This window comes from Chitinophaga sp. GbtcB8, from assembly GCF_019091455.1.
GTDB lineage: Bacteria > Bacteroidota > Bacteroidia > Chitinophagales > Chitinophagaceae > Chitinophaga.
Genome location: NZ_JAGXJN010000014.1, coordinates 101,750 through 123,453 on the forward strand (window position 1 = coordinate 101,750; position 21,704 = coordinate 123,453).

Below are 21,704 nucleotides of genomic sequence, written 5' to 3' on the forward strand. Positions count from 1 at the left end.
GGCGAGAAGGTTTCGGAACTGATACATTAAAAAAACAACTATATGAAATTGATTACTTAGGTAATCAGTAAGAAACGATTGATGGAAAAGTGCAATGATCAAATAAGACAAGCCAGGGGTAAGGGTTATGGCCTGTTATATGCTGTAGCAGCCTCAAAAATGACCTTAAATATATAACGTACGTAGTTTTTCTCCCTCAAACGTCGTTCTATCGCCCAAGGCAACATTAACCAGTGCCATAAAAAAGGGGTTAAAGCCACCAGCCACCCCGTTTTACACAGCTGCCTGCCTTTAATCCGGTTATACCTACCCGTTAGCCCCTTGTCAATTGCAGGAAATTTAGCTAGGTTTGCATTTCTTTCATACTACAAGTCTACAATTACCTAAATACATGCAAAGCACTGTAGAAACTTCCGATAAATTAATAAATACCACCGTAGAAACGGCAGAACAATTAGGACTTACCGCAGACGAATTTGAACGTATAAAAACCATCCTGGGCCGTGTGCCCAACTTTACGGAGCTGAGTATGTACTCCGTAATGTGGAGTGAGCATTGCAGCTACAAAAACTCCATTGTATGGCTAAAATCCCTGCCCCGTGATGGCGAACGCCTGCTGGTAAAGGCCGGTGAGGAAAATGCAGGGCTGGTAGATATTGGCGATGGTTATGCCTGCGTATTTAAAATAGAATCACATAACCACCCCAGCGCTATTGAGCCCTTCCAGGGTGCTGCAACGGGTGTGGGCGGTATACACCGCGATATTTTTACCATGGGCGCACGCCCTATTGCCGCGCTGAACTCCCTGCGTTTTGGCAACCTGAAAGATGCAAAAACACAACACCTGCTGAAAGGTATTGTACATGGCATTGGCCACTATGGCAACTGCTTTGGCGTACCTACTGTTGGTGGCGAAGCATATTTTGAAGACTGCTACGGTACCAACCCGCTGGTAAATGCCATGAGCGTAGGTATTGTAAAAGTTGGGCAAACCGTTTCCGCTACTTCCTATGGCCCCGGCAACCCGGTATTCATAGTTGGTTCCGCTACTGGTAAAGACGGTATTGGCGGGGCTTCCTTTGCCAGTGCAGACATTACGGAAGAAAGCGCAGAAGACCTGCCAGCTGTGCAGGTAGGAGATCCCTTCCAGGAAAAGAAGCTGCTGGAAGCCTGCCTGGAAGTAATTAAGACCAATGCCCTGGTAGGTATGCAGGATATGGGCGCAGCCGGTATCACTTGCTCCACCGCGGAAATGAGCGCTAAAGGCGAACATGGCATGAACATTTACCTGGATAAGGTACCTACCCGCCAGGAGAACATGAAAGCCTGGGAAATGCTGCTGAGCGAAAGCCAGGAAAGAATGCTGATAGTAGTGCACAAAGGCCGGGAGGCTGAAGTGCTGAAAATATTTGAAAAATGGGATCTGCACTGTGTACAGATCGGTGAGGTAACCAAAGAGCCGCACCTGAAGTTCTATATGAATGGCGTGCTGGAGGCAGATGTGCCTGCGGAAAGCCTGGTGCTGGGTGGCGGAGCTCCCCAATACCACCGCGCTTATACAGAGCCGGCTTATTTTGAAAAGATCAAAGCATTTGACGTGCAGAACGTGCAGGATACCCTGCACCCGCGTTTTGTAGCAGAAAGGCTGGTAAAGCTGCCGAACATAGCTTCCAAACGCTGGATCTACACTCAGTATGACAGCATGGTAGGTACGGCCAATGCCAGCACCAATGCGCCCAGCGATGCGGCTATTGTGCTGGTAAAAGGAAGCAAGAAAGCGCTGGCCGTTACCACGGATTGTAACAGCCGCTATGTATTTGCCAGCCCGCATATTGGCGGACAGATAGCGGTAGCAGAAGCTGCCCGTAACATTGTGTGCAGCGGTGGAGAGCCGGTAGCCATTACCAACTGCCTGAACTTTGGCAACCCATATGATCCTGAAGTGTACTACCAGTTTGTACATGCCATTAAAGGAATGGGAGAGGCCTGCCGCAAGTTTAACACACCGGTTACCGGTGGTAATGTAAGCTTCTACAACCAGAGCCCGGATGGGCCGGTGTATCCTACACCTACCATTGGCATGTTAGGTATACTGGACAGCCTGGAGCAGCGTATTACCCTGAACTTTAAAGAAGCCGGTCACCTGGTATACCTGGTAGGCCGCAGCCGTAATGATATTAACAGCTCTGAATACCTGCACAAGATCATTGGTATTGAGCACAGCCCGGCGCCGCATTTTCACCTGGAAGAAGAACACCAGCTGCAGGTGGCTATTGCCAAGCTGAATAAAGCAGGTTTGATTCAGTCCGCACACGATGTAAGCGAAGGCGGCCTGTTTGTAACCCTGCTGGAAAGCGCTATGGCCAGTGGTTTGGGCTTTGATGTACACACCAATAATAACTTCCGTAAAGATGCCTACCTGTTTGGCGAAAGCCAGAGCCGGGTGGTAGTTACCGTAAAACCGGAGAATAAGGAGAAGTTTGAGGCTTTACTGCATGGATTGGTAGATGCTACAGACCACTCTGTACGCAGCGAAAAAATAGGTGTGGTAAAAGGTGAGCATGTGGTTATAGACGGGGAAGACTGGGGTAAAGTAGGCGAGTGGAAAGCGTTATATGACACTGCAATAGAAAACCATCTGCAATAAAGGGTTAATAGTAAGTAATACAACAAGGGCAAAAGGCGGTTTAACTGCTTTTTGCCCTTTGTTCTTTAAAAGCTTTTTGGGGCAAATAACACATAGGTTTGTCCCGGTTTATAAAGCGTTTTTATACATACATAGTCAGCAAACAAAGGGGTGTATATGTATGTTATTGTGGATGATTAACTGCTTGAAAATGTGGGGAGTTTCTCGACAGTGGTTGAGTTTCAGCCGCTATAAATGTATTTTACACACTTTTAACCGGGGTGTTTAACACTACAGATACATATTATTTGTTTATACAAATCACAAATTTTAAGCAAACGCGGAACGTTGTAGCTTAGTATTTTATTATAAGCCATTTAACAGGCTATTAACAAAATGACACGTTCGTGTGATCTTTTGTACGTACAGGAGGCCTAATTTTGACAACAGAGAGAAGCAAAATACTACATTTAACACAAGAGAATCATTTACACCTTATTATAAAGTTTATTAGAACCATTTGGTTGTTTCTAATTCTATGAGACCAGTTAGTTCTACCATGTCCTCTGAAAGCTGCAAGCTTTAATTATTTACACCTAGTGAAAGAACTTGATTTGTTGAAAGGGCCGACTGCAGTCGGCCCTATTTTTTAAAGTTACAAAGTACTGCTATTCCATAAACAGAACGTCCCGTAAATCAATTGATCTACGGGACGTTTGCGTTTACAGCAGCGGGTTTTACACCATGGGTATCTCCGCTACTTTATATTCTTTCCTGTCCAGCTTTTGCTTGGTTTCGCTGAAAGCTTTCAGGGTTTGTGCAATATCATCATCGCTATGCGCTGCGGTTGGTATCAGGCGGTAAATGATCTGCCCTTTTGGTATTACCGGGTATACCACAATAGAGCAGAAGATGTTGTAATTCTCCCGCAGATCCAGGCACATGGCCGTGGCTTCGGGAATATCACCCTGCAGGTAGATAGGTGTTACCGGGGAGTTGGTATGCCCGATGTTAAACCCTTTTTCCCGGAGGCCGCGCTGCAGCTTGTTCACATTATCCCACAGCTTTGCTTTCAGGGCAGGCTGGGTGCGCATGAGCTCCACTCTTTTCAAATGTCCTATTACCAGTGGTAAGGGAACGGATTTGGCAAAGATCTGGGCGCGCATATTATAGCGCAGATAGTTAATAATGCCTTTATCGCCGCTCATGAAAGCGCCTATAGAAGCGCCTGATTTGGCAAAGGTGTTGAACAGCAGGTCTATTTTATCCTGTACGCCCTGCTCTTCGCCGGTACCGGCGCCGGTTTTACCCATGGTGCCAAAACCATGTGCATCATCCACCAGCAGGCGGAACTCGTATTTATCTTTCAGCGCGGCAATCTCTTTCAGCTTGCCCTGGTCGCCGGCCATGCCAAACACGCCTTCCGTAACTACCAGTATACCACCACCGGTGGTTTTAATAAGCTCTACGGCGCGGTTCAGCTGCTTTTCACAATCCACTATGTCATTGTGCTTGAACACGTAACGGTGGCCCTGGTGCAGGCGCAGGCCATCAATAATGCTGGCGTGGCATTCCGCATCATACACAATCACATCCCGGCGGTTACATACGGCGTCAATAGCGCTCATAATGCCCTGGTAGCCATAGTTCAGCAGAGTAGTATCCTCTTTCCCCATGTAATCAGACAGCTCTTTTTCCAACTGCTCATGGTAATTGGTGTTACCGCTCATCATACGGGCGCCCATAGGGGCGGCTAAGCCAAAATCTGCTGCAGCCTTTGCATCTGTGGCGCGTACTTCCGGATGGTTGGCCAGGCCCAGGTAGTTATTCAGGCTCCATACAATTTTTTCCCGGCCTCTGAAGTTCATACGCGGGCCAATTTCCCCTTCCAGCTTGGGGAAAGCAAAATAGCCATGGGCTCTTTCAGAATGCTCCCCAATGGGACCTCTGTGCTTCAGCAGCTTCTCAAATATATCCATATGTTAATTAATGATTAATTGTGATCATTAAAAATCGGCACAAAGGTATTAAATAATTACTTTTTGTAATCTTCCATTACTTTTGTTCCCGCTTACCAAAACAATAAAATTTCATTCATCACCAGGAAGCCGCCTGTATACAGTGAACCGGAAAGGCAAACCTGGGGCATCGCTTCATAGAACGGTTTTAAAAAAATAATGTCTCTGTCATGAAATGGATCAACTTACTGGTATCGGCATGTTTGTTTTTATCACATGGGTCTGCAGCTCAAAAAGCCACTTCTCCCCAACCTTTTTATCGCCCTGCTGAAACAGCGGCTAAAACAGCCGGCCGTCCTAAGCTGGTAGTAGGCGTAGTGGTAGACCAGATGCGGTGGGACTATCTGTACCGTTATTACAACCGTTATACCGCTAACGGTTTTAAACGCTTGTTACGCGAAGGATTCTCCTGCGAAAATACGTTAATTAACTATGCGCCCACCATTACTGCCTGCGGGCATACCTGTGTATATACCGGTTCCGTACCGGCAGTGCATGGCATTATCGGGAATGACTGGTGTAATGTACAGCTGCACAGGAACATATACTGCGTGGAGGACAGCACTGTTAGCAGTGTAGGCGGTGGCGCCCTGGCCGGTAAAATGAGCCCCCGCAATTTGCTGGTAACCACTATTGGCGATGAGCTGCGTTTATCCAACAACTTCCAGAGTAAGGTGGTAGGCGTAGCCATTAAAGACCGCGGCGCTATTTTACCTGCCGGGCATAATGCTACGGCTGCTTACTGGTATGATGGTACCAGCGGCAACTGGATCAGCAGCACCTATTACATGAATGCCCTGCCAGGCTGGGTGCAGAACTTTAATGGTCAGCAATGGCCCGGCCGGTACCTGAAAGCGCCCTGGAACACGCTGTACCCTATTGGTACCTATAACCTTAGCACTGCCGATGAAAAGGCCTATGAGGGCAAATACAAAGGCGCGGACAATACCTCCTTTCCGCATGACCTGAGCGCCAATGCAAAATCCCTGATCGCCGCTACGCCCTGGGGTAATACCATGACGCTGGAATTTGCCAAAAAAGCGCTGGAAGCCTATAAATTGGGCAGTGGTGATGTAACAGACCTGCTGGCCATCAGCCTTTCCTCCACCGACTATGTGGGCCACCAATTTGGGCCTAATTCCATTGAAACAGAAGATACTTACCTGCGCCTGGATAAAGACCTGGCGGCCTTTTTTGATTACCTGGATAAAAAAATAGGTAAGGGGCAATATACTTTTTTCATAACAGCAGATCATGGTGTGGCGCACGTACCCGGTTTTATGGAAGAGAACAAAATGCCCGGCAAAACCTTCAATGATGTTACGCTTATTAAAAGCCTGAATGATAATATTAATACCCGTTTTGGCATTGCTAAAGCCATACTGGGCTCCAGCAATTACCAGCTGTACCTGGACCATGCAGCCATTGCCAAAGCAGGTAAAACCCCAAAAGAGGTTGCGGATCTTATTATAGCCCAGGTGATGGAATTACCGGCAGTGGTGAATGCATTTCCTTTACAGGAATTAATGACCACTCCTTTACCGGAACCTATGCGCACTATGCTGTTAAATGGCTTTAATGCCAAACGCGGCGGGGATATACAGCTGGTACTGGCGCCGGGATGGATAGAAGGCGGCCCTACCGGCACTACGCACGGCCTCTGGTATCCCTATGATGCACATATTCCGCTGGTATGGATGGGCTGGGGCATTCCGGCCGGTAAAAGTAACCGCACTATTGGTATGACGGATATTACCCCCACTCTGGCAGCACTGCTGCACATACAAATGCCCAGTGGTAATGTGGGTAAAGTAATTGAAGAAATAACGAAGTAGATAAGTCAAATGTGATCATATGCTGATATGCTATGTGCTGGTATGGGTACCGGTATCGTTAGTATATCAGCATATTGATTTTATACCGTATTGCAGCATAGGGGTTAATTACCTATCTGCACATTTACGTATCCACATATCTGTACACCGGTTTGGAGCGTTTAATTAGTTTGAGATTTGGTCTCAATTTAAGTAAATTGCTTTCCGGCCCCGGCCGGTGTATTTAAAAATGTAACCTTGTCACACAACCTTACAACTACCTTTTCATTCATTACCTATGAGGTGAAGAACCGTATTGCAACGGTTACCCTGAACCGGCCTGAAAAGCGTAATGCACTGAATGGCGCCATGGTAGCGGAGCTACAGCAGGCGTTTAAGCAAGCGGGGGATGATGACGCAGTAAAAGTGATCCTGCTGACAGGGGCCGGTGATGCTTTTTGCGCCGGCGCTGACCTGGAATACCTGCAACAACTACAGCAGAATACTTTTGATGAAAACCTGGCGGATTCCAAGGCCCTGATGCAGCTAATGCAGCAGATATACCATCATGATAAAATAGTGATAGCCCTGGTACAGGGGCATGCCATTGCAGGCGGTTGCGGGCTGGTAACCCTGTGCGACCTGAGCTATGCAGTACCGGAAGCCTTACTGGGTTATACCGAGGTAAAGATCGGGTTTATACCCGCGCTGGTATCTGTATTCCTGGTACGCAAAACAGGGGAGGGCCGTGCGCGGGAGCTGTTATTAACCGGTAAGCTGGTGAGCGCAGACAAAGCACAGGCCTATGGACTTATTAACGAAGTAGTACCCAAAGCAGATATAACCGACTACGTGAACAAGATAGCGGCCGGCTTATGTGAAGAAGCTGCTGCAAATTCTCTGAAAGTTACTAAACAATTGATAGGCATGGTGTTGGATAAGCCGCTGGATGAAGCCCTGGAACAAGCCGCCCGCCTGAATGCACAAACCCGTGAGCATGCGGAGTGCAGGAGGGGGATCCAGGCGTTTTTGAATAAAGAGAAGTTAGCCTGGTAAGGAATTAATAATGAATAATTAAGAATTAATAATTGCAGGAAGTGTGGTGCGAGAGAAAGACCTATGAAAAATAAAAGATAAAAATGCACAGAAAATCACTCAACAAATGGCTGCTTATTTTTTTGATATGCAGTATGGCAGCAGGCCGTCTGTGTGCACAGCGTTTGGTGTCTGACATGAAGATTGTGTACAAGCTGGAGCTGCCGCCCGAGCAGCTGCAGGCCGATGCGATGCTGGAAGGCAGTACTCTTACCCAATACATGCGCGGTCACCTGAGCCGGATAGATATGAACCTGAACGTGGTGCACTATACTTACCTGATTAACAGCAAAGAGCAGTCCCTGATAACATTGATCGATAACCATGGCGATAAATACCTGATCCGTTCTGACAAGGAAGAATATGATAAGGAGCTGAAACAGTACACGGGCATCCGCTTTAAGGACGAAGCAGGTACCAAGGAGCTGCTGGGGTATACCTGCAAAAAAGCCACCGGCATTATGCCGGACGGTAAAACCTTTGAAGTATACTATACCCCCGACCTGATACCGGAAAATAAACATTACAACCGGCGGTTTGTGAACCTGAAGGGAATGCCGCTGCAGTTTGAAATTATTACCCGCACCGGCGCTAAAATGAACGTAATAGCCACTCATATAGACTTACACCCGGTACCGGCCGCTTTATTTGAAACGCCTGTTTCCGGTTATAAAGTGATCAGCAAAGAGGAGCTGCAGAAAATGGGAAGCTGAGTAAGGGGGAGATGAAATAGTTAAGGCCGGCGTTTTTATGGGCAAATGGTTGGTTATGATTTGTAATAAGGCGTTAGGCTGGCTGGGAGAGATTGGCGCAGGGAGGGCAGGGGACGTTAAGAGGGTTTGTACTAATAAAAAGCCCGGAACATGGTTCCAGGCTTTCTTTTTTATAAGTTAAAACTTATTAGCGCTATTTTAAAGGCAACAGGATCCGCAATTTATGGAACTGCTGCATGTTAGTGGGCTGTTGTACCTGCACATTGTACGGCAGTACGAACGTTACATTCCCTTTTTTATAGGTCATTACGGACTTAATGTTCCAGGAAGTGGAGGATGTCAGCTTAAACTCAGAGCTTAAGGTACCGCTGTAGCGGAAACCATCAAGGCTGAGGTTAGTTTTGGGCATGGCCCCCAGTAAAAAGCGGTTTTCCGTCTTTTTAGCCACTTTGTCTTTATCACTGTTAAGCGCCAGGTCGTTTGCCCGTGCGGTCAGCACGCAGCAAATCAACATGCCTGCCAATAAACAGGTCAATGAAAAAGACTGCAATATGAAGGTTCTCGTTTTCATTGTATCTACAAATGTACAAACTTTTCAATATATCATATAACAAATTCTTAACGCAATTTACAACTATTTCCTAAAAATCTGTTAAAAATTCCATGAATGGCGTCCTTTTGTCTGCATTTGCGTGGTTCAATAAAAGTATTATATTTACAATAATGAATCAAGACTTTCCATTATTTAACGAGGATTTTGAGGAGCTTAGAGACTTGTTGCAGCAGTTTGAAAACCTCAGAGCTGGCCAGTCTCATTCCTTTTTAGACGAAGATTCCTTTGAGCAGATCATCGACTACTACGATGAGCATGACGAGCTGCCGAATGCAATTCAGGCGGCAGAAATAGCTATCGAACAGTTTCCCTACTCATCCACCCTTTTACTGAAAAAAGCAAACCTCCTTATAGAAACCAAGAAATACCCGGATGCGCTGGAGCTGCTGGAAAAGGCCGCTATCCTGGACAGTACGGATATTAACCTGTACATCCTGCAAACGGATATTTACCTGGCCCTCAACCAGCACGAAAAAGCTGCTTCGGTGCTGGAGGAGCAGATCAAACAGTTTGACGGGGATGACCGCACAGAGCTGCTGCTGGAGCTCGCGGATGTGTATGATGACTGGGAGGAGTTTGACCGCGTATTTGACTGCCTGAAAATAGCCCTGGAGCATGATCCCAATAACGAGGAAGCCCTCCATAAGATCTGCTTCTGGACGGAATATACCGGGCGCAATGAAGAAAGCATCCGCCTGCATACCCAGATCATTAACGACCACCCGTATAACCAGCTGGCCTGGTTTAACCTGGGTACTGCCTACCAGGGGCTAAAGCTGTATGAAAAGGCCATAGATGCCTATTTGTATGCTGTAGCCATTGATGAAAAGTTCGACTACGCTTACCGCAATATGGGCGATGCGTATATCCGCCTCCGTAAGTTCCAGGAAGCTATTGAAGTGTTGCAGAAACACCTGGAAATAGCCAAACCGGAAGACGTGATCTATGAAGCCATAGGTCACTGTTACGAGAAGATGCGCAAATTTACCCAGGCCCGCTATTACTACCGCAAGGCATCGCACTTAAGCCCGCAGGATGATAAGCTGTATTATAAGATAGCTGTTGCCTATATGATGGAGGCCAACTGGGAAAATGCCGTAAAATCCATCGCCAGCGCGCTTAAGATCAACAAAGGCAGCTCTGAATATTTCATAGCCCTGGGCCAGTGTTACCTGGAGCTGGGCAAGAATAAAGATGCGCTGATCCAGTTTATGAGCGCCCTGCGTATTAAACCGCAAAGTGTTACCACCTGGCAGGAGTTTATCCGCGCGCTGTATGTAGCCCGCTTTTTTGATGAAGCCATAGTGCAGCTGGATGAGGGCGAGCAGAAGCTGGGCCGCAAGCCGGTATTTATTTATTTCCGTGCAGCGGTATTGATCACAACCGGCCGTACCAAAGAAGGCCTGATACAGCTGGAAACCGCGCTGCAGCTGGCCCCCCGTCAATTGAAAAAGATGGTGGAGCTGGACCCTACGCTTTTGCAGCATACCAGCGTGGTAGAGCTGATAGCCCGGTATAGGAAGAAAAAAAAATAAAAGATAAAAATTAAAGATAAGTGCCTGTTCCGATCCATTGGGACAGGTTTTCGTTTTTTTAGGGAAATGTGTTGAAACGGAGTTTAAGGGGCATGCGGGAATGCATAATCATAAATTAATCCTGTTGTTTGGCTGCCCTGCCGAAAAGCAGCTTATAAATTAGAGATAGTTCTTATTTTTGCGCCGGTTTTCCACTTTGGTTTGACTTGGCATAAATAACAGACAGCATGAATTTCAATCTTACTCAGCTCCCGGACCGTACAAAGCAGCCCCGCACCCATGGGTTAACCATGGTAATGGATAAAGGCCTTAGCGTGGAAGAAGCCCGCAACTTTTTGTCAGTGGCGGCACCTCATATGGATATACTGAAGCTGGGCTTCGGCACTTCTTTTGTTACGCCCCGGCTGCGGGAAAAAATAGAACTATACCAATCGCATAACATACCGGTGTATTTTGGGGGCACCCTGTTTGAAGCCTTCCTGATCCGCAACCAGCTGAATGAATATATTAAAGTGGTGCAGGACTACGGCATTACCTACATGGAAGTGTCCGATGGTTCCATTACCATACCGCATGCGGAAAAGTGCGGTTATATTGAAAAGCTGTCCAAACTGGGGCTGGTGCTGAGCGAAGTAGGGTCCAAAGATGCAGAACATATCATTCCTCCCTATAAATGGATAGAGCTGATGCGTGCAGAGCTGGAAGCCGGCGCCACCTATGTAATTGCCGAAGCCCGCGAAAGCGGTAACGTAGGCATTTACCGCGGCAGCGGCGAGGTACGTGAAGGTTTGGTACAGGAAATATTAACACAGATCCCGGCAGAAAAGATCATTTGGGAAGCACCGCAAAAAGCGCAGCAGCTCTACTTCCTGGAGCTGGTAGGCTGTAATGTGAACCTGGGCAACCTGGCCCCGCATGAAGTAATAGCCCTGGAAGCTATGCGTATAGGCCTGCGTGGTGATACGTTCCACCTATTCCTTGATAAAGAATAATTACGAATTGTCAATTACGGATTACGAATTAGGTACTGCAATAAAATAGGTATCTTACTTTTATGCAGGAAACCTGCCTTTTCAGGTACACAATTCGTAATTCGTAATTCCTAATTGAAAATTCATGAAAGTATACGGTCTAATCGGTTACCCGTTGAGCCATTCTTTTTCCAAAGGATTTTTTGCAGAGAAATTCCAGCGGGAAGGGATCACCGGCTGTGTGTATGAGAATTTTCCACTAACCAGCATCAGTGAGCTGCCGGCATTGCTGGAACGTACAGACCTGTATGGCATTAACGTTACCATTCCCTATAAAGAAGCGGTACTGCCTTTCCTGGATGAATTTAGCCCTGCCGCAGAGCAAATAAAAGCGGTGAACTGCATCCGTTTTCATAAGGGTAAAAGAATGGGATTTAATACGGATGTAATTGGTTTTAAAAGATCTTTACTGCCGTTAATAAAACCGCATCATACCCATGCGCTGGTACTGGGCACAGGCGGTGCTGCCAAAGCCGTAATGTTTGTGCTGGAAGAGCTGAACATTCCCTTTACCGTAGTAAGCCGCAGCGCGCAACCCGGCACCGTGGCTTATGAGGCAGTGGATGCCACTGTTGTTGAAATGCATACGATCATCATTAATACCTCGCCCGTAGGCATGTACCCGCAAACAGATGCGGCGCCTGCACTGCCGTATGATGCTATTACCCGTCATCATTTGTTATATGACCTGATCTATAATCCTGCTGAAACATTGTTCCTGCAAAAAGGTGCGGCAAAGGGAGCTGTTACCAAGAACGGCCATGAAATGCTGGTGCTGCAGGCGGAGGCCAGCTGGGAGATATGGAATGAGAAGCCGTAATTAATAATGAATAATTAAGAATTAATATACCGGCATTACTTAATCAGATAGTATACGCAGGTAGTTACAAAGTTCCGCACAAAAGGTAAGTGTGTTACAGGGCCCCACTGGGTGCGGGGTTGCAGCCCGAACTTATATTTATAAATAGGATTAATGAGGTAATGTTTTTTAAGTGTTACCGTAAATCCCTGCTGCTTCACTATTTTCTCAAAACGTTCAATAGAAATACCGGTATCCTTTATTTCCATTAGCTCCTGTATGGTGCTGCTATGCTCACCGCCTGCTTTCAGCAATGCGCGGTATAAAGGGCGTGGCAGCAAATGTATGTAAGGCAGCATGCTTAATACCTTGCTGTTACAAATCTGCTGGTGGCCGCCATGCGGCATATACCAGGGCGGAAATCCAAAGTACACCTGCCCGTTGGGTGTGAGCAGGTTTTTCAGGTAACCAATGATCTTTGACTGATCCGGGATATGCTCAATAGCATCTTTGAGGATGATGAGATCAAAAGAATTTCTGAACTCACCCAGGAAATCAACGTCGTAAATATTTTTGGAGATAAGGCGCAGCTGCCCGCTCTGTACATAACTACTTAAGAAATTATTGGCCAGCTCAATACGGATGGGATCCAGGTCTACCCCTACACACTGGCAGCCCTTTTCCAGCAGGGGTGTTAATACACCGCCTTCCCCGCAGCCTATTTCCATTACGCGCATACCGGGCACTAAAGGCATGGCCTGTTCAATGAACGGAAGTACGTAGGTGCGCGAGTTATCTACCTGTTGCTGGTACCGGAGGTTGGCGTCTTTATGCTGTTGTAAGGCCATAAGGTGCTAAAATAATAAAAAAGCGGCAAGGTGCAAGTTGTGGGCTGGCATGGTTCATTATCTTTGCGCCATGAATCAGAACCAGGAAAAAAATATTTACGAGGAAGGACAGGTGCTGTTGATGAATAAACCCCTGCACTGGACCTCTTTTGATGTAGTGCGCAAGATCCGTAACACCACCAAAGCCAAAATAGGACATGCCGGCACGCTGGACCCGCTGGCCACCGGTTTGCTCATTTGCTGTACCGGTAAAATGACTAAAAAGATCAATGAATACCAGGCGCAGGAAAAAGAATATACCGGCACTTTTACCTTAGGTGCTGTTACTCCTACATTTGACCTGGAATCTGCTCCCGAACAATTTAAAGACACTGCTGGTATTGATGAAGCGCTGTTACACGCCACCACGCAGCGTTTTATGGGACAGCAGCAACAGCTGCCGCCCATCCACTCCGCCATTAAGCAAAACGGCAAACCCATTTATCACCTGGCCCGGCAGGGGGTGGAAGTAAAGGTGGAGCCCCGCAATATTTTCATCAAAGAATTTGAGCTCACTAAAATTGAAATGCCGGTGGTATTTTTTCGCGTGGTGTGCAGCACAGGTACCTACATTCGCTCACTGGCTAATGATTTCGGTGCTGCGCTGGGCTGTGGCGCTTACCTGAGCAGCTTATGCAGAACGCGCATCGGGGAATTTAAGCTGGAAGACGCGGTAGAGGTGAGTGAGTTTATTGAAAACTATAAGAAGTAATTCGTAATTAAAACGGGTACCCGATCGCTACGTTCCAGATAATATTTTCCCTTCTCCATTTGGGATCTGCCAGGTCCCATTCACCAATATACCAGCCGCTTTTCTGGCCGGTATAGTAGGGTACTTTCAGCGGAATGCCCCAGTCAAGCCGCACCAGGAAGAAGGTGAAATCCAGGCGCAAACCCGCGCCGGTACCTACTGCCAGGTCATGATACAGCTTGTTCAGGCGGAACTCGCCGCCGGGGCGCAGGTCATCTTTACTCAACATCCAGATGTTACCAATATCCAGGAAGGTAGCGCCTTTGAGGTTTACGCTGCCGTTGAACATGCGCAGCATATCAAAGCGGAACTCCACATTGCCTTCCAGCTTCATATCACCGGTTTGGTCGGGAAAGATCCTGGCGATAGCAGAAGAGTCTTTATAAGAGCCGGGGCCCAGGGTACGCAGGCGCCAGGCGCGTATGCTCAAAGGACCGCCTGACGTGAACTGCCGTATATAGGGTAGTACATCCGACTTGCCATAGGGGATGCCCACGCCGCCGTATACACGGGAGGCCAGGGTATTGTGCAGATTTATGTTCCAGTAGTGCCGGTAATCGGCCTCCAGCTTTACAAAGTTGGAGATCGTTAACCCGGTTACGGATTCCAGGTTGCTTTTATTACCGGTAATACCGTTCATAATACTGTTAATGCCATTGAGCCACAGGCCTGATTCTTCAATATTAGCACGGAAGTAGGAGTTATGCCACTTATGCAGCACATCGTTATTGCTGAAAATGTAGGTAATGTTCTCACCGCCAATGAATGCCGGTTCAAAGCTCCTTTTCAGGTAAGGGTTCTGGGCTACTACCGTGTCCCGGAAATCAGGGTTCAGGCTTACACCCACGTAGTTAAGCGAAATGGGTTTTACGATCCAGCGTTTGTAAATAGTTTCATTCCACTCATATCCAAAAGAGGCGTTGATGTTATTGATCTTAAAACGGTCTATCCTGGAAAGGTAATCCCAGCCGGCGCTCAGGCGGGTGCGGATGGTGGCGCGGTTGCTGCTGCGGATGCGGAAAGGTGTAATAAACCGCGGAAACATCAGGTCTACCTGTCCGCCCAGCTGTTTGGCCTGTAACACAAAGGCATCATCCTGGTTGCGGATCATTTCCAATCCTGCATTCAAACTTACGCCCAGCTGGTTGGCGGCGCGGTTTACATTCAGGTGCCGGTAGTTGAAGCTTACACCGCTACCCACCAGGTAGTCACTACTGGTGCTTACCTCAAAGTTGGCGCCCAGCTCCTGTTTACGTTTAGGCGTCATGTACAGGAAGGCGTCCAGCTTATTGGCGGTATCCTTTTTTTCTTTGTACTGCAGGGTTACAAACTGCCAGATGTTCAGATCATACAGGCGGTTAATGGCGCTGGTTTGCTGCTGTTGGGAATACAGATCGCCACTGCGTAACAACACAGAGCGCGACAGCACTTTGGGCTGCAGTATTTCCTGTTTAGAGCGGATGGTGATGTATTTACGGTTATCGGTCTTAAAACCGGTATCGGCGGGGTTGCCATTGATCGGAAAATCCGGGTACACGTAAATAGAATCTATGTAATAACGTTCCCAGGCCGTGAGTGTATCTTCGGGGTTCTTGATGCGCACCGTAATATCCATGGTGGGTTTTTCCAGCCCTTTACGCTCATTAAAGATGTTGGTGATGCCTTCAAAAGGGTTCAGCGGGTTGCGGAACAGCGCTTTATGCAGGGTATCTATCTCAAACTCAATGGCATCGCGGCTGAACTTAAAGTAACCGGCATTTTTTACCAGGCGCATCAGGCGTTCCCGCTCACTTACCAGGGCATCCTGCTTATAAGGCGTGTTCTTTTTGATCAGGGAAAAAGCGGCTGCACCTGTTACCAGCTTATGTATGGCAGAATCTTTAACATCGTAGTAAATGTTGTTCACTATAAAGTTCTTACCGGTATTTACATAGTAAGTAACACTGGCTTTCTGGCGTTTGATCTTTTCCGTATAAGTAGCGGTGGCATAGAAGTAACCCTGGTTATTCAGGTAGCTTACCATGCGCTGCAGGGATTCTTTTGTTTTAAGGGAATCGTACACCACCGGCGCTTCCAGGTTGCGCGGAGCCAGGATCAGGCTCCAGAACCAGTTGGATTTTTTTTCGTTATACTTTTCGTTGTACAGGAATGTTTTGATGCGGGTACCTACAAACTTGGTATTGGCCTGTTGCAGCATTAGCTGCTTGGAGCTGAGAGAGCTGCGGAGGTCCTGCCGGTCGGCAGATACCAGGCCTTCCCCTTTTACGCTTACATCACTGGTAACATAAAGGGCCTGATTTTTTTGCAGGTATTTGGTATTGGAGCAGGCGGCCAGCGTTAGCAGGGCAATCAGTAGTACTGTTGTATAGTTCAGGTTAAAAGAATGGGAACTATGTGGCGGCTGCATCTCGGTGAAAACAATTATGATATTTTTTAAATAGTTTTGACACCATGTTGTCAAAGGCGCAAATTAAGCATATTCAATCATTACAGCATAAAAAATACCGCCAAAAATACAGTCAGTTCATGGCGGAAGGCGATAAGATTGTGCAGGAGCTGCTGCAGGCAGGGCTTGTACAGGAGGTATATGCAACGGCTGATTGGCTGGATGAGCAGCATGTTTTAGCGGCCACACTTCCTGCTGCCAAGGTACATGAAGTGGAGCCGCAGTTGCTAAAACAACTGTCTGCACTCACTACGCCTAACCGCGCCATGGCCTTGCTACCTATACCGCCTGCAAAGGCAAAGGGTGATCTAAGCGGTACCGTAGCGCTGGCATTAGAAACTATACAGGACCCGGGCAACCTGGGTACTATTATTCGTATAGCCGACTGGTTTGGTATTCCGCAGGTGATCTGTTCGCCGGATTGCGTGGATGCCTATAATCCTAAAACCGTACAAGCCACCATGGGTAGTATTGCGCGGGTACAGGTAGTGGAGCATGATATTATCCCGCTGCTGCAACAGGCCAATGTACCTGCTTATGCGGCCACTTTGCAGGGAAAGAATATTGTTGAATTTGCGCCCATTAAAGAAGGTATCATACTCATTGGCAATGAGTCGCGGGGCCTTAGCCAGCCGGTAATTGACCTTTGTAAATACCGCATCACTATTCCCAGGCTGGGCGGCGCAGAGAGCCTGAATGCCGCAGTGGCAACGGGAATTATTTGTGGAAGGCTGCTTTTGAATTAATTATTATTTACTTGAACTGGATTGCTTTTACGGGTGTAATACGGCGTATAATGAGAGAGGGGATGAGTAATACCAGTATGCAAATGCCAAAGGTAGAGATGTTAATGAGCATTACTTCCCACCAGCGCAGGTCAATGGCGGCCACAGACATATAGTAGGATTCTTCCGGTAGTTTGAAAAAGCCGGTTGCTTTTTGCAGGAAGGCCAAACCCAGCCCCATCAAGTTCCCCAGCAATAAACCACTTAGTACAATATATCCTGCCTGGTAAATAAATACTTTTTGAATATGCCAGTTGCGCATGCCCAATGCCTTTACAACACCCACCATATTAGTACGTTCCAGGATCAGGATCAGGATGGCGGTGATCATGTTGATCACTGCTACAATGGTCATGATCACCACTATGATCACCTCATTTTTATTCTGTAAGCGCAGCCAGTCGAAGATGTTGGGATATATTTCCCGGATGGTGCGTACAAACAGCTTTTCCGGGATCTGGGAATAGATCACCTGCCCCACATCATCCATATCCTGGTAGCGCTTCACAAAGATCTCGTATCCTCCAATATCCGTGGGGTTCCAGTTATTGAGCTTGCGGATCAGTCCCAGGTCGCCAATGATGTAGGTTTTATCATATTCCTCAATGCCGGTTTTGTATATGCCCGTTACCGTTAGCTTACGTGCACGGGGGGCCTGGCCGCCGCCCTGTATAAAGTATACAATGATCTTATCGTTCAGCTTTAATTGCAGCTCTTTTGCCAGGCTTACGGAAATAATAGCTTCCGGCGCGTAGCTGCTGTCTGTATAATGAATAGGCCGGCCCTGAACCAGGAAACGCTGCAGGTGCTGCCAGTTATAACGGGCATCCACTCCTTTAAAGATCACGCCTTCAATATCCTTCTCTGCTTTAAGGATAGCCGATTTGGTAGCGTAGGCATTTACGGCGGTTACACCGGGTATACGGCTAATGCTATCAGCCAGGGAGCTGTCTGCCATAAAAGGGATCTGTTCTGTAAGCGGTCCTGCATTAACCTGGTACTGCGTTACATGAATGTGGCCCCAGAAGCTGAAGATCTTTTCCTGTATCACCTGCTGAAAGCCATTCACCAGCGCAGTAGCCAGTATCATTACCGCTACGCTGATGGCAGTGGCAATAATGGCAATGTTGATGATGAACCTTGAAAAGGAAGATCCTTTGTTGAATGCGATCCGCCTGGCGATAAAGAAAGATAAACGCATGATGGTACGAAGAAACGGAAAAAAGAGGAGAATTGAGCGGGAAGGTAATGGGGAAATGATGAAGGAATAGTTGTAACTTAAACCCTCTATTTAAGTGTTATGAAGATACAATGCCTTTTCCTGCTGATGATGGCAGGGCAGCTGCTGGCCACCTACCCTGCTGCTGCACAGGAAACGTCCCCCTCACCGGACCATATTTACTACAACAACATTAAATCGGTGAAATTCAGTGCCAACGGCGATCCGCTGAGCCTTCCGGTGATACAGCTTAACTCCAGCGAGAAACTGGAGCTGAGCTTTGATGACCTGGATAATGATACGAAGAACTATTACTACTCCTTTGTTTTATGTAATGCCGACTGGAGCCGGGCGCAGGTGAACACCATTGATTACCTGCAGGGCTTTTCAGAGAACCGCATACAGAACTACCGCTTTTCCAGCATTGCTTTACAGAAATACACACATTATAGTGTATCCGTACCTAACAGCAACAGCTACCCGAAAAAATCAGGCAACTACCTGCTGATGGTGTACCTGGACAGTGATACCAGCCAGCTGGCCTTTACCCGCCGTATGATGGTGGCGGATAATAAGGCAGGCGTAGCCGGTTTTATACAGCAGCCGGTAAGTCCCAAGCTGTTCCGCACCAGCCAGAAAGTAAACTTTTCCATTACTACCGGCGGGCTGAATATCAACAATCCTTTTGACCAGATCAAGATATACATACTTCAGAACTACCGCTGGGATAATGCTATCAGTAATATTAAACCCATGTTCCTGAAGGGATCGGAAATTGTTTATAATACGGAGGTGGACTGCGTGTTCCCGGCGGGTAAGGAATGGCGCTGGATAGACCTGCGCAGCTTTCGCCTGCAAACAGAGCGGGTAGAAAAATCGGACTACCGGCGCAATGGTACAGATATTTATGCCCGGCCGGATATAGCGCGGGCCAACACGATGTACCAGTTTATTAAAGATATTAACGGCCGTTTTCAGCTGGCCACCCTGGATGATTATGATCCTAATTTTGAAGGGGATTATGCGGCGGTGCATTTTACATTCCCTTCCCGGGAGCCGTATGCGGGGTACGACATGTACATTTTCGGGGAGCTAACCAGCTATGAGTTTAATGAGAGCAATAAAATGGTGTACAACCCTGATAAAGGCGCGTATGAAGGCACCCTGTTCCTGAAGCAGGGATATTATAATTATATCTATGGCCTGATCGATAAAACAGTACCCAACAGCAAGTTCAGTACAGAATATACGGAAGGCGACAGCTGGGAGGCCGAAAATAATTATACCATCCTCATATACTACCGCGCTCTGGGCGGCCGTGCTGATGAACTGGTAGGAATGGTGAACCTGAACAGCATACTTAACAGGAAATAAACCTACAAGTGTTCCGGCTGGGGTACTTCAGCTTCCTGCTGCAGCACGCTTTGCCGTAGTTTTACAATATTGGCAGCGCCGCGTTTAATGATGATGCGGGTACCGCGGTCAAACGTAAAGTAGCGGTAAAACCAGTTGATCAATACCACCATTTTATTGCGGAAACCCAGCAGGCTCATAAGATGCACAACTGCCCAGATAAACCAGGCAAAACGCCCGCTTAACTTTGTTTTACCAATTTCTGCTACGGCTTTGTTCCGCCCAATGGTAGCCAGGTTACCAAGATCTTTGTATTTAAAAGGCAGCATGTTGGTGCCTCTTAAACGTTTGGTCAGGTTCTCTGCTACCAGCTTCCCTTGTTGTATAGGCACCTGCGCTACCATGGGGTAACCCCGTGGGAATTTAGGATCATTGGTCATTTGGGCAATGTCGCCAATAGCCAGTATGTTCTCATATCCTTTCACCTGGCAAAACTCATTCACCATAATGCGGCCGTTAGGTAGTATAATATCCTTTTCAAAACCATTAATAGGTACGCCTTTAACACCGGCTGCCCATATGAGTGATTTGGTAGCTATCTTATCACCGTTGCCCAGCAGTAATGTTTGCCCATCATAGTCCTTTACCGTGGTATTCACCAATACCTTAATGCCTATACGCTCAGAACCTTCCTGGGCTTTATTGGATGAGAATTCGCTCATGGCAGGCAGCAGGCGGGGCCCCATTTCTACCAGGTAAATTTCCATGCAGTCAAGCGGCAGCTCGGGGTAATCTTTAGGCAGAATATATTTACGCAGCTCAGAAATGGCGCCTGCCATTTCCACGCCGGTAGGGCCGCCACCAACTATTACAAAGGTGAGCTTGGCTTTTACCTCTGCTTCATCAGTAAGCAGGAGGCTTTCCTCAAACTGTTTTATTACATAGTTACGGATCTGAACTGCTTCTATCAGTGATTTCATACCTATGCCATGCTCTTCTATCAGCTTATTGCCGAAGAAGTTGGTATTGCTGCCGGTGGCCAGCACCAGGTAATCGTAACGGATCTCTCCAATGCCGGTTTCCAGTATATTTTCTGCAGGCCGCACGCCTTTTACTTCGGCCATGCGGAAATGCAGGTTCTTTTGAGTACCAAAAATGCCACGTAATGGGAAAGCAATACTATCCGGCTCTAGCCCGGCGGTAGATACCTGGTATAAAAGAGGTTGAAAAAGGTGATAGTTGTTCCTGTCAAGCAAAACCACCTGTACCGGGGCTTTGCGGAGCTTTTTAGCCAGGTTAATGCCTCCAAAACCACCGCCTACGATCACTACACGGGGTAAGCTGGTTTCCGGAATGTTGGGCTGCATCATAACAAATTATTTATTGATGAGACAATCTTAGCGTATTGCACTACAACAGGCGACAAATGCTGTACCAGCGATAGTGTCTTTCGGATTTAATTACGTATCAAAATTACAAAACTTTCAGAAAATAATGAAAGATATGTTTAGAAAAGGGGGAATGGGGATTGGAGAAAGGGAGTGAGGGGAGCTGGAGAATATTGAAGGATTGAAGAAAGGATAGGTTGGAGGATTGAAAGAGGGATGGACATTAGGGATCTGAAGAAGAAAAATATAAAGGATTGGAGAAAGGATAGGTTGGAGGATGGAAAGAGGGATGGACATTAGGGATCTGAAGAAGAAAAATATAAAGGATTGGAGAAAGGAAAAGTTGGAGGATTAAAAAAGGGGGAATATTGAAGGACTTGAAGATAAGTGGGATCTTGAAAAGAAAGGGTAGCAGGTTATCTCGCTTACCGGCCCGTTAAAGCCCCATTATGGGGCATTAATAATTTGTTTGCTGTTGCGCCTGCCGGGTGGGGGAATGATACAAATGAATAGGGAAACTGAGAAGATGCTGGTATAAACACGCATTTTCCTATATGCGTACCCGTATAAATACGTGCTGCGGGAAATGAGGGGAAATACTGAAAATACCTGTGCAAATGAAGGCACTCAT

At 47.1% G+C, this 21,704-nt stretch carries 16 protein-coding genes; 10 read left to right on the forward strand and 6 right to left on the reverse strand.

The features are described 5' to 3' along the window. The first annotated feature begins 391 nt into the window (after positions 1-391). The gene (gene purL / locus KVT36_RS14735; RefSeq protein ID WP_254640010.1) at positions 392-2,647 is read left to right on the forward strand and encodes a phosphoribosylformylglycinamidine synthase subunit PurL; all 2,256 of its coding nucleotides are present in this window, start codon (positions 392-394) and stop codon (positions 2,645-2,647) included. Between the two features lie 716 nt (positions 2,648-3,363). On the opposite strand, the gene KVT36_RS14740 is transcribed toward purL, so the two are convergent. Continuing rightward, positions 3,364-4,605 carry a pyridoxal phosphate-dependent aminotransferase family protein gene (locus KVT36_RS14740; protein WP_217604247.1) on the reverse strand — a complete coding sequence of 414 codons (1,242 nt, stop codon included), beginning with the start codon at positions 4,603-4,605 and terminating at the stop codon, positions 3,364-3,366. 209 nt (positions 4,606-4,814) lie between these two features. Between KVT36_RS14740 and pafA the strand changes: the two genes are divergently transcribed. From pafA to KVT36_RS14755, 3 genes are all read left to right on the forward strand, one after another. After that, a complete protein-coding gene (pafA, locus tag KVT36_RS14745) occupies positions 4,815-6,479 on the forward strand; it encodes an alkaline phosphatase PafA (protein WP_217604248.1) in 1,665 nt (554 codons plus the stop codon). 237 nt (positions 6,480-6,716) lie between these two features. Beyond that, positions 6,717-7,514: an enoyl-CoA hydratase/isomerase family protein gene (locus KVT36_RS14750; RefSeq protein ID WP_254640011.1), complete on the forward strand. Its 798-nt coding sequence runs from the start codon at positions 6,717-6,719 to the stop codon at positions 7,512-7,514. 83 nt (positions 7,515-7,597) lie between these two features. Beyond that, positions 7,598-8,266 carry a hypothetical protein gene (locus tag KVT36_RS14755; protein WP_217604249.1) on the forward strand — a complete coding sequence of 223 codons (669 nt, stop codon included), beginning with the start codon at positions 7,598-7,600 and terminating at the stop codon, positions 8,264-8,266. 193 nt (positions 8,267-8,459) lie between these two features. Here KVT36_RS14755 and KVT36_RS14760 read toward each other — a convergent pair whose 3' ends face one another. After that, positions 8,460-8,837 carry a hypothetical protein gene (locus KVT36_RS14760; RefSeq protein ID WP_217604250.1) on the reverse strand — a complete coding sequence of 126 codons (378 nt, stop codon included), beginning with the start codon at positions 8,835-8,837 and terminating at the stop codon, positions 8,460-8,462. 152 nt (positions 8,838-8,989) lie between these two features. Between KVT36_RS14760 and KVT36_RS14765 the strand changes: the two genes are divergently transcribed. From KVT36_RS14765 to KVT36_RS14775, 3 genes are all read left to right on the forward strand, one after another. Continuing rightward, positions 8,990-10,414 carry a tetratricopeptide repeat protein gene (locus KVT36_RS14765; protein WP_217604251.1) on the forward strand — a complete coding sequence of 475 codons (1,425 nt, stop codon included), beginning with the start codon at positions 8,990-8,992 and terminating at the stop codon, positions 10,412-10,414. Positions 10,415-10,641: 227 nt separating this feature from the next. Continuing rightward, positions 10,642-11,406 carry a phosphosulfolactate synthase gene (locus KVT36_RS14770; RefSeq protein ID WP_217604252.1) on the forward strand — a complete coding sequence of 255 codons (765 nt, stop codon included), beginning with the start codon at positions 10,642-10,644 and terminating at the stop codon, positions 11,404-11,406. 124 nt (positions 11,407-11,530) lie between these two features. Beyond that, a complete protein-coding gene (locus KVT36_RS14775; RefSeq protein WP_217604253.1) occupies positions 11,531-12,265 on the forward strand; it encodes a shikimate dehydrogenase in 735 nt (244 codons plus the stop codon). A 35-nt stretch (positions 12,266-12,300) separates the two neighbouring features. Here the strand turns inward: KVT36_RS14775 and KVT36_RS14780 are convergent, their stop codons facing one another. Further along, on the reverse strand, positions 12,301-13,092 hold the full coding sequence (locus KVT36_RS14780; RefSeq protein ID WP_217604254.1) for a bifunctional 2-polyprenyl-6-hydroxyphenol methylase/3-demethylubiquinol 3-O-methyltransferase UbiG: 792 nt from the start codon (positions 13,090-13,092) through the stop codon (positions 12,301-12,303). Positions 13,093-13,162: 70 nt separating this feature from the next. On the opposite strand from KVT36_RS14780, the gene truB reads away from it, so the two are divergent. After that, entirely contained in the window at positions 13,163-13,843 is a 681-nt protein-coding gene (gene truB, locus KVT36_RS14785) for a tRNA pseudouridine(55) synthase TruB (RefSeq protein ID WP_217604255.1), read from the forward strand. A gap of 7 nt (positions 13,844-13,850) precedes the next feature. Here truB and KVT36_RS14790 read toward each other — a convergent pair whose 3' ends face one another. Then, on the reverse strand, positions 13,851-16,289 hold the full coding sequence (locus tag KVT36_RS14790; protein ID WP_217604256.1) for a BamA/TamA family outer membrane protein: 2,439 nt from the start codon (positions 16,287-16,289) through the stop codon (positions 13,851-13,853). 119 nt (positions 16,290-16,408) lie between these two features. Between KVT36_RS14790 and KVT36_RS14795 the strand changes: the two genes are divergently transcribed. Beyond that, a complete protein-coding gene (locus KVT36_RS14795) occupies positions 16,409-17,074 on the forward strand; it encodes an RNA methyltransferase (protein WP_217604257.1) in 666 nt (221 codons plus the stop codon). Between the two features lie 7 nt (positions 17,075-17,081). Here KVT36_RS14795 and KVT36_RS14800 read toward each other — a convergent pair whose 3' ends face one another. Beyond that, positions 17,082-18,314, reverse strand: a complete 1,233-nt coding sequence (locus tag KVT36_RS14800) for an ABC transporter permease (protein ID WP_217604258.1) — start codon at positions 18,312-18,314, stop codon at positions 17,082-17,084. Positions 18,315-18,413: 99 nt separating this feature from the next. On the opposite strand from KVT36_RS14800, the gene KVT36_RS14805 reads away from it, so the two are divergent. Beyond that, positions 18,414-19,706 (forward strand): DUF5103 domain-containing protein, encoded by a 1,293-nt coding sequence (locus KVT36_RS14805; protein ID WP_217604259.1) that lies wholly within the window; start codon positions 18,414-18,416, stop codon positions 19,704-19,706. 2 nt (positions 19,707-19,708) lie between these two features. Here KVT36_RS14805 and KVT36_RS14810 read toward each other — a convergent pair whose 3' ends face one another. Then, positions 19,709-21,055, reverse strand: coding sequence for an NAD(P)/FAD-dependent oxidoreductase (locus KVT36_RS14810; protein ID WP_217604260.1), 1,347 nt, complete (start codon positions 21,053-21,055; stop codon positions 19,709-19,711). Positions 21,056-21,704 lie beyond the last annotated feature (649 nt).

Coding starts and splice junctions, on each gene's coding strand:
- purL (WP_254640010.1), top strand. CDS start 392: ATGCAAAGCACTGTAGAAACTTCCGATAAATTAATAAATACCACCGTA.
- KVT36_RS14740 (WP_217604247.1), bottom strand. CDS start 4,605: ATGGATATATTTGAGAAGCTGCTGAAGCACAGAGGTCCCATTGGGGAG.
- pafA (WP_217604248.1), top strand. CDS start 4,815: ATGAAATGGATCAACTTACTGGTATCGGCATGTTTGTTTTTATCACAT.
- KVT36_RS14755 (WP_217604249.1), top strand. CDS start 7,598: ATGCACAGAAAATCACTCAACAAATGGCTGCTTATTTTTTTGATATGC.
- KVT36_RS14760 (WP_217604250.1), bottom strand. CDS start 8,837: ATGAAAACGAGAACCTTCATATTGCAGTCTTTTTCATTGACCTGTTTA.
- KVT36_RS14765 (WP_217604251.1), top strand. CDS start 8,990: ATGAATCAAGACTTTCCATTATTTAACGAGGATTTTGAGGAGCTTAGA.
- KVT36_RS14770 (WP_217604252.1), top strand. CDS start 10,642: ATGAATTTCAATCTTACTCAGCTCCCGGACCGTACAAAGCAGCCCCGC.
- KVT36_RS14775 (WP_217604253.1), top strand. CDS start 11,531: ATGAAAGTATACGGTCTAATCGGTTACCCGTTGAGCCATTCTTTTTCC.
- KVT36_RS14780 (WP_217604254.1), bottom strand. CDS start 13,092: ATGGCCTTACAACAGCATAAAGACGCCAACCTCCGGTACCAGCAACAG.
- truB (WP_217604255.1), top strand. CDS start 13,163: ATGAATCAGAACCAGGAAAAAAATATTTACGAGGAAGGACAGGTGCTG.
- KVT36_RS14790 (WP_217604256.1), bottom strand. CDS start 16,289: ATGCAGCCGCCACATAGTTCCCATTCTTTTAACCTGAACTATACAACA.
- KVT36_RS14795 (WP_217604257.1), top strand. CDS start 16,409: ATGGCGGAAGGCGATAAGATTGTGCAGGAGCTGCTGCAGGCAGGGCTT.
- KVT36_RS14800 (WP_217604258.1), bottom strand. CDS start 18,314: ATGCGTTTATCTTTCTTTATCGCCAGGCGGATCGCATTCAACAAAGGA.
- KVT36_RS14805 (WP_217604259.1), top strand. CDS start 18,414: ATGAAGATACAATGCCTTTTCCTGCTGATGATGGCAGGGCAGCTGCTG.
- KVT36_RS14810 (WP_217604260.1), bottom strand. CDS start 21,055: ATGATGCAGCCCAACATTCCGGAAACCAGCTTACCCCGTGTAGTGATC.